At 67.0% G+C, this 6,213-nt stretch carries 3 protein-coding genes and 1 pseudogene; all 4 read right to left on the bottom strand.

Annotated elements, in window-relative coordinates; translation table 11 throughout:
* Window positions 1–533, bottom strand: a pseudogene (locus V5A20_RS12740) (glycosyltransferase); the annotation flags it as partial.
* A gap of 87 nt (window positions 534–620) precedes the next feature.
* Entirely contained in the window at window positions 621–2,798 is a 2,178-nt protein-coding gene (locus V5A20_RS12735; protein ID WP_332327493.1) for a GumC family protein, read from the bottom strand.
* A gap of 42 nt (window positions 2,799–2,840) precedes the next feature.
* Window positions 2,841–3,665, bottom strand: coding sequence for a sugar transferase (locus V5A20_RS12730; RefSeq protein WP_332327492.1), 825 nt, complete (start codon window positions 3,663–3,665; stop codon window positions 2,841–2,843).
* Between the two features lie 244 nt (window positions 3,666–3,909).
* Window positions 3,910–5,886, bottom strand: a complete 1,977-nt coding sequence (locus tag V5A20_RS12725) for an LruC domain-containing protein (RefSeq protein ID WP_332316499.1) — start codon at window positions 5,884–5,886, stop codon at window positions 3,910–3,912.
* Window positions 5,887–6,213 lie beyond the last annotated feature (327 nt).

Below are 6,213 nucleotides of genomic sequence, written 5' to 3'. Positions count from 1 at the left end.
CGCCCGTTCCAGTCCCGCGCCCGGAGCTCGTCGAAGCAGTAGTAGACGCGGCTCTGCTCATCGAACGCGCCGGCGAGGGCGAGGCCGTAGTGCGGGTTGAGGGCATTGAGCACCACGGGCGAGGTCATCGACAACTCGTCAAGCCGGGGCTGCACGGCGCGCCGGACCCGCTGCGCGTTGCGGGCGAGGACCCGGTCGTAAAGGGCGACTGGCAGCCGGTTCATGGGCCAGACGGGCGGGGGCGTGAGCACGTGGATCGGGTTGCGCCCCTTCGCAGTGTTGACGCGGCGGACCTGGGCCCTCCGGCGCCCCAGAGCGCGGACCCCGTCGGTTAGCGACCCCGCCAGGGCCTCGCGCCCGAGAGACGTGTAGGTGGGCGGGTGCTCCACGTAGAGGACGCGGTAGGAGGCGGCCAACTCGCGGGTGAGGGCCACGGTCGACTTCATGTAGTCGCCTGTCCAGTCGGGTGTGGCCAGCACCAGCAGGGACGGGACCTCGGATGCGGAAATGGGGGATGGGGGCGACGGAGACATGCGAGAGGGCGGGTGGATGATTGAGTAGGTGGAAGGAAAAACGTTGGTCACGCATCGATGGGAGAAGAGTAACGTACTTTCTCAGGTCTACTTAAACGAAAGAGGAGAGCGAAATTCGAACCGAAGCCAGCGTTTGAGGCGGCGGCGGAGGAGGGAACGCGGACGTGGCACCTGGCCTATCAGGGCATCGAGGGCGTCGAGAGAGGTGCCGTTGAGAACGAGCAACGGATCGGCGTCGAGGGCGGACTGCAGAGAGCGAAGAGCGTGGGCATCGGCGCGGGCCCACCGTCGGTCCGCCCGCGCGACCAGTAGCGTGGCTTGTGTGTGCTGGGCGAGCCCTACCGGCAAAGCATGCTCCACCAGCGCGGGGACCTCGACCACCACCAGGTCGTGGTCATTCTGGCGACGGGCCGCGTCCACGCGTTCCGTCAACTCGGCCGTGGGACGGTCAGGGTCGTACCCGGCGGCGTCCACGCCTTCCGGGCCCCCGCTCTCTTCTTCGGCGTGCGGGGCGAGGTGCAGCACCCGGTAAGACTCCCCGGCCAGCTCCGCACAGAGGCGGCGGGTCACGTACGTCTTCCCCTCCGTCCGGCGCGTGCTCGTTATCAGCAGCACGTCCGGCGCCGCGTCGTCCTGGCCCATCGACGGGTCCTGTGTCTGGAGGGCGCGCAGCAGTTGCGCATCGAGGACCGTCTCCACCCGGTCCAGCGGCTCGGCCTCCGCGTCGTCCGGCGCCTTCGGGCGTACGGGGTAGGCGCTCGCGAGCGGGAGGCCGGTCCGCTCCTCGGCCCGCCGCGGCGTGCGCAGCGTGCCGTCGAGCAAAAACAGCGCAAGGATCGCCCCCAGCGCGAGGACCAGTCCCGCCCCCGCCGACCCGGCCACCAGAAACAGCCGGTTGGTCGGCGCCGGCTCCGTCGGCACAATGGGCGGATCGACCACCCGGAGCGTGCTCTGCGTCTCCATCTTGCGCTTCAGGCGCGCCTGGTTCAGGCTGTGCAAGAGCTCAAGGTACTGGTTCTCGGCGATGTCCACCTCCCGCTTGATGCCGCTCAGTTGGGAGCCGAGGGGGGCGAGCGTGCGGTACCGCTCCTGAAACGACGCCAGGCGCTCCTCCAGCATGCCCACGCGGGCATTCGCTTCGGTCACGGCGAGGACGCGCTGCAGCCACGACTCCAAGATGCGGGTGCCCGAGAGGCCGCTGCGGCTGTGGTTAAGGCGATACAGGCGCCGCAACTCGTCGGAGAGGCGGGTGCGAAGCGTGTCGATGCGTCGCTGCAGGACCGCGCCCTCGGGGACCTCGCCCTCCGTCTGGAGGGCCTGCTTGGCACTGAGGTCCGACAGGGTCCGTCGCAGGCGGAGCACGCTTTTGTTGCTGCGCAGGCGGGCCAGGTTGGCGTCCATGCGGGCCCCCAGGCTATCGCGGGCCGACTGGGCCGCCTGCAGCTGGGTACGAGCCTGTTGAAGATCGCGCGCCACGCGCTGGCGGGCCTGGGCAATGGCCTTTGTCTGCTCCTGGTAGTTGATGATCTCGTTGCGCACCCCAAAGTCGCGCAGGTCGGACACCCGATCGTTGAGTTGTCGGCGGGCGGAATCGACCTGGTCGGCGAAAAACGAGACCACGTCGCCCACCTGCTGCCGCTGTCGGCGCTCGCGACGCGTCTTTATCTCCTTCACCAAAAGGTGGAGGGTCTGCCGGCAGAGGGCCGGGTCTGGGGCCGTGTAGCGCATCTCCAGCAGGTCCGAGTTGCCCACGCGCTGCACGTTGAGGGTGCCGCGGAGGCGCGGAACGCTGAAGGGCGTCGTTCCCGATAAAATCGCCTCCTGGAGGGCGGGATGTGACCCGAGGGCCGTGCGAAGCGACTGCTCGGCCCGGGCGGCCGTCATTGGGGCGAGGGCCCGCCGCAGTGAATCGGGCAGGATCTTGCGGAGTTGCGTGCGGGTGCGGGGACGCAGCGGGGCTGCCGCCGAGTCGGGTGCCGCAACGCGCTGCGCGAGCATGCGGAGCGCCACCGTCTTGAGCGTGGACCGTGCCTCGACGGTGCCAATGAGATTGTCGAAGGCGCTCTTGACCGCGTGGTAGTCCACGCCGTCGCTATCGTCGCCCTCGTACCCCGACACCAGCCCCGTGTAGAGCGTGGTGTGGGCGCTGTACGTCTGGGGCTGTCCCTGCGTGAGGGCGAAAACCGTCGCGCCCATCACAACCGGGACCGCGACGAGCACCCAGGCGCGTCGCACCAGCAGGCGGGCAAGGTCGAGCAGGGTCATGGCGGAAGCGGGAGAGGCATGAGGGAGGAGACAGGCCGGGTGCTACACGTCCTCCTGCTGAAAGAGGGCGGGGAAGGTGCGCACCAAAATGCCAAGGTCCGTCCAGAGGCTGCAGGTGCGGGCGTACTTCACGTCGAGGGCCACGCGCTCCTCGGGGGAGACATCGCCGGTGCCTCGCTTGGTGACCTGCCAGAGCCCGGTGATGCCGGCGGGCGCCAGGAAGCGCTCCACGTCGCCGTCACGGGTGAGCTGCTCGGCCTCGTAGGGGGGCAGCGGGCGATTCCCAACGATGGAAAGGTCGCCTCGTAGGACGTTGAGGAGTTGTGGCAGCTCGTCGAGGCTCGTGTTGCGGAGAACGCGTCCCACGCGGGTGATACGGGGGTCACGTTCGAGCTTCACGAACACGCTTTCCTCCTCGATCGCGGCGCGACGACGATGCACCTCCTCTGGGATCATCGCGTCGTCCTGCACCAGAAGCGTTGAGCCCGTGGTCGTCTGTTGGCGATAGTGCTGCCACGAAGGAGGCTGGGGGCTTTCTTTCGTCCTCTCCTCTGTGTCGTCGTCCCGGTACTGATTCAGGTGCTGCAGGTCGTCGAGGCGCTCGTCGGCGTTGACGTGCATGGTGCGGAACTTAAGCAGCGAAAAGGTGCGGTAGCGCTGCCCCACCCGCTCCGAGACATAAAAGACAGGACCCTTTGAGTCGAGCCGAATGAGGAGCGCTATGATTGCAAAGACGGGCGCCAGGACGATGAGGGCCGGAACGGCGACGGCGAGGTCCATCGCTCGCTTCGCCCATCGGCCGCGCGGGTCGCGCCAGGCCGCTGAGCGTGGGTCGCTGGTGTCGCGGCGACGACGGAGGTAGGACATGCGATCAGGGGTGACGATGAGCGGAATTTTGGGTGGGGGGCCGGGCCGGAGGCCTCGTGCCCCGCTGCGATCGGCCGTGGCCGTCTCCGGCAAAGCGGAGTGCGGTGTTTGGTCACGCACAATACAGCCTACCGATTGGGCGATGGGCCCGCAGCGTCGTTCGACGGGCCCCGTCTCCGTCTCGATAAAGCGAGACGAGCTCGTTCGTAGCCCGACGGAACCGCCTGCACAGTCGACGAACGCGTCAGGGGTGCGAGTAAAGCTTCTGTGGTCGGCGGTAGTCGGGCGCTGTGTTGCTGTGCCAGTCTTGGGACTGCTGCCCGCCGGACTCGGCCCAGTGCTGGAACTGGAGGTACCCCGATCGGATGCCGACCTTCTCTTTTGGGTAGCGGAAGGACGAGGGAAGGTGCAGCGCCCACGGCCGGTTGGTGGGGGTTTTGTAGAATCGCTCAACGTCCGGGTCACTGGCGTCCTGCGACTGCCCAAACCACTCGGCCGACGCTTTTGCCGTAGGCCGTTCGTCTGGCAGGTGCACTTCGCGCGAACGGTCGCCGTTCACGAAGATGAACGGGTTGTACGGGGCGGTGCCCAACTGGCCGGAGGGGACTGCGGGTTGGAAGGTCACCTCCACCCGAATCGTGTCGGGGGGGCGGGAGGGAACCGCCGGGTCGGTGTTAAAGAAGCCGCCCGCCCGGGCGGTGCGGTTGTGCACGTTGTCGTACACGACGATGACGGCATTGTCGGTGCCCGCCTCCGTCCCGTTGGGCCGTGTGGTGACGATCCCCTCGCGGAGATCTGTCCCGTCCACCTGCTCAACCGTGGACGGCTCGATGGGCAGCGCAAATCCAAAGCCGTTCGCAAAGGATGCCCCGGCGGCCCGGGTGACGAACGTGGCCGTAAGCTCGGTCACGTCGCCGCCGGGCGTGGCCCGGGTGGCCACGTTATAGTCAACGACCATGTCGTTGAAGTCGTAATCCCCGGCCGCCGGCCATAGGTCTTCGAAGGCAAGGGTGGCGAACTGATCTTTGCCGGGCTGATAGGTGCGCGTCGGAGGTGCCTCCTCGCCCGGGTCCAGGTCGGCGTCGGGGAGAGCCGAGCGATCGATGGCCGTGATGGGGTTGGACGTGACGTAGAAGAGCGCGTCGTTGAAATCGTCGTCGCTGCCCCCGTCGCGCCGCATGTCCTCAAAGCCCAGCAGCACCAGGTCACGCTGGGTGTCGTTGAGCAACACGTTGTGCTGCTGAAGCGCGGCGTCGCCCTCCGGGTTGAGATTGGGGTTCGAGTACACAACGTGCCGTCCTTCCCCTACGCCGTCGCCCGTCCACCCATCGGCGACCAAGAACCACCCAATCTTAGTGCCTGAGGGAAAGGCGCCGAGCCGCACCCGGTCGCCCGACTGAAGCCCGCCTCCGGACCCTTCAAATGAGAGGTTGGGGAAAACGACGGTCTGCGTGTCGATCTCGGCCGGTGACGACGGCGCCTCTCCAGCCTCGTAGGTGTAGAAGCCGAACGCATTCCGAAAGCCGGCCCCTTCGTGGACGAAGGTGACCCACACCTCGGCGCTGTCCGTGATGGCGACGTTCGTCTCGTTGTCGGTAGCGAGGTACTCGGGATGGGCCTGGGGCACCGGGTCTTGTTCGGGCAGGGCCTCGTTGATCGAGGCCAAAAACTCGGCGGTGATGGGGGCCGGAGACGACTGGTTCAGCGGAACTCCTTGATCGTCGTAGGGACCCAGGAACGACGGGTCGAGGGCGCCGGCCGCCTTTGAACTAGGGGGAACAGTAGAGGCGTCCTCGGACGGCCCGGCCGTAGTAGCCGAGCGCGAACCGCCGAACGTGTGTGTGGCCCGGCCGCCCCGAATGGGAACGCGTGCTGAATCTGCGATGCCCAGGTACGATGAACGGGCGATGAGCGCTGGTTCGTCGACGGGCCGGGACAGACGGACTTCAAAGCGCCCCGCCTCGTCAGTGGCCCCGCGTGCCACCGGCGCTTCCATACCGTCCTGCTCGGCAAAGAGCCGCAGGGGAACGTGGGGCACGGGGGCACCCTCGGTGTCACGCACCCGGAGGAGGACATTTACAGGGCGGGTCGTTTCGTACGAAAAAGCATCCGGGATTTTGAGGTCGGTGGACGACGAACGAGATGCACCGCCCCCATCGCACCCGACGGCGGACAAGAGCAGCGCGGCTCCGGTAAGGAACGGAAGGAGCGGGCGTGTCATGGAGCGGGCTTGGCAAAACACAGACATTGACCAGAGGCGAGCGGATAGCGGCGCATACATCACTGCCTGTAGATACGAAAGCGTCCGCGTGCCTGCGGCGGAGATTCGATCAGAAGGGGGCTCTTTCGCCCGACCTCCCGTGTCGACCGATGAGTCCCTTCTACACACCGACGAGCCGCAGTCTCACTTCGACCAAGCAAGCAGTCCCGTTGCCTCGCCTCCTGCGTTCGTTCCTTTCTCGTGCGCGGTGGGGCTAGCACAGTGCTTATTCTCGAATGGACCACACTCCGGGGGTCAGTGAAGACGATGCCGCCTCCAGCGCAGGAT

Source organism: Salinibacter sp., assembly GCF_036626415.1.
In the GTDB taxonomy this organism is placed as follows: domain Bacteria; phylum Bacteroidota; class Rhodothermia; order Rhodothermales; family Salinibacteraceae; genus Salinibacter.
This window is presented reverse-complemented; position numbering and strand designations above follow the sequence as displayed.